The sequence below is a fragment of the uncultured Campylobacter sp. genome (genome assembly GCF_938031315.1).
Classification (GTDB): domain Bacteria; phylum Campylobacterota; class Campylobacteria; order Campylobacterales; family Campylobacteraceae; genus Campylobacter_B.
Genome location: NZ_CALHHT010000416.1, coordinates 1 through 1,347 on the forward strand (window position 1 = coordinate 1; position 1,347 = coordinate 1,347).

Annotated in this window: 2 protein-coding genes; one reads left to right on the forward strand and one right to left on the reverse strand. The window is 45.1% G+C overall.

Features of this window, described 5'->3' with window-relative positions:
* Window positions 1–293 precede the first annotated feature (293 nt).
* Window positions 294–677 carry a hypothetical protein gene (locus tag Q0236_RS10420; protein WP_297917548.1) on the forward strand — a complete coding sequence of 128 codons (384 nt, stop codon included), beginning with the start codon at window positions 294–296 and terminating at the stop codon, window positions 675–677.
* Between the two features lie 84 nt (window positions 678–761).
* On the opposite strand, the gene Q0236_RS10425 is transcribed toward Q0236_RS10420, so the two are convergent.
* The gene (locus Q0236_RS10425; RefSeq protein WP_291936556.1) at window positions 762–1,052 is read right to left on the reverse strand and encodes a DUF5339 domain-containing protein; all 291 of its coding nucleotides are present in this window, start codon (window positions 1,050–1,052) and stop codon (window positions 762–764) included.
* Between the last annotated feature and the right edge of the window lie 295 nt (window positions 1,053–1,347).

Below are 1,347 nucleotides of genomic sequence, written 5' to 3' on the forward strand. Positions count from 1 at the left end.
CGCGGGCCTGCTCGATCACTCGATCATTCTAAACGCGCAGGATTACGCGCGCATCGCAGCTCCGCGCATCGTTAGCTTCACCGAAGAGGCGAAGGACGGCGAATAACCGCCCCGGTCCCATGCGCAGGCCGCCGTGCCGCAATAAATTTAAATCCTTAAAATTTTAAAATTCCGCGAGCACCTGCGTCCAAACTATCCGTTAAAATAAAATTTTAAATCCCGAGCCTTGAAGCGCACCGATCCCGGCCGCTCGCACGAACGCTCCGCTCGTATGATAATCGCGCAGGACTTCGATGCGCCCTTTTCTAGCCTATGCGACGAACAGCGCCTCTACTTTGAACGCGCGATTGAGGGCGCTGATTTTAATTTCGAGATGCTGCTATACTGCGCGCCACGGCATCGGCGTATTGTGCGTGGCGGCGAGGCATAAAATTTATACCGTATGCGACAACGCCGCTAGCGATATTGCTGCGACTGCCGCGGAAAATTTTAACCGCTCTGCTCTCCTTGCGCTCTGCGCAGGCGATCTGTATAGTCAAAACAAAGGCATCGCAAAATTTCAAAGTTTGCAAAATTTTACGCTGCGAACAGCGGCACAAAAAAACTACGAGATAAAAGACGGTATGTTTAAAACCAAGACGCAGAAACGCGCTATGTGTGAAAAAGATAAAATTTGAAGTTAAAGTCGGCGTCGAACGCCTGTGTCTGGGTAAATTTAAAGCAGCGGCTAGCCGAGACTAGCCGCGAATAAAGAAGGCTTCTTATTTCATAGCGCCTTGTTGTTTCATCTGATCCATCATCTGCTTAAATATCTCTTTAGCTTGTTTGCAAGTGGCCTCTTGCTGCTCCTTAGGAAGTGCGCTGATCTGATCCATAGACTGCTTTTTTTGATCCTCATACATCTTGACCTGCTGCTCTTGACCCGCTTGTTTGTAGGTATCAACCATCTTATCAAGATCTGCGAAGTACTCTTTGCAGCTATCTGAAAGATCTGCGGCGCTAAGACTTAGCGCAAAGCCAAAACTAGCCAAAACTAAAAGTGATTTTTTCATTTTCTCTCCTTGTAAAAAATCAACGAAAGTATAGCAATTCGCTTAGTAAATTTACCTTAAATTTTAATCAAATGGATCCGTTTTTTTAAATTTAAAACGATTTTGAAATTTTAAAATTTTACTCTCTCCGCGACGCTGATACTCTTTAAAATTTAACTCGTCTTTAAATTTTAAAATTTCGGCTCGCAGTTTCGCAACTGCCGCCAGTGCTCTTTAAAATTTCGCTTCGAAATTTTTAAGCTGTATGCGCAAACCGCCTTAAGCCATATGCGGGTAAATTTAAGCCCTGAGCCGC

Excerpts from the sequence above, each read along its gene's own strand:
- Q0236_RS10425 (WP_291936556.1), bottom strand. The coding sequence starts at position 1,052 with ATGAAAAAATCACTTTTAGTTTTGGCTAGTTTTGGCTTTGCGCTAAGT.
- Q0236_RS10420 (WP_297917548.1), top strand. The coding sequence starts at position 294 with ATGCGCCCTTTTCTAGCCTATGCGACGAACAGCGCCTCTACTTTGAAC.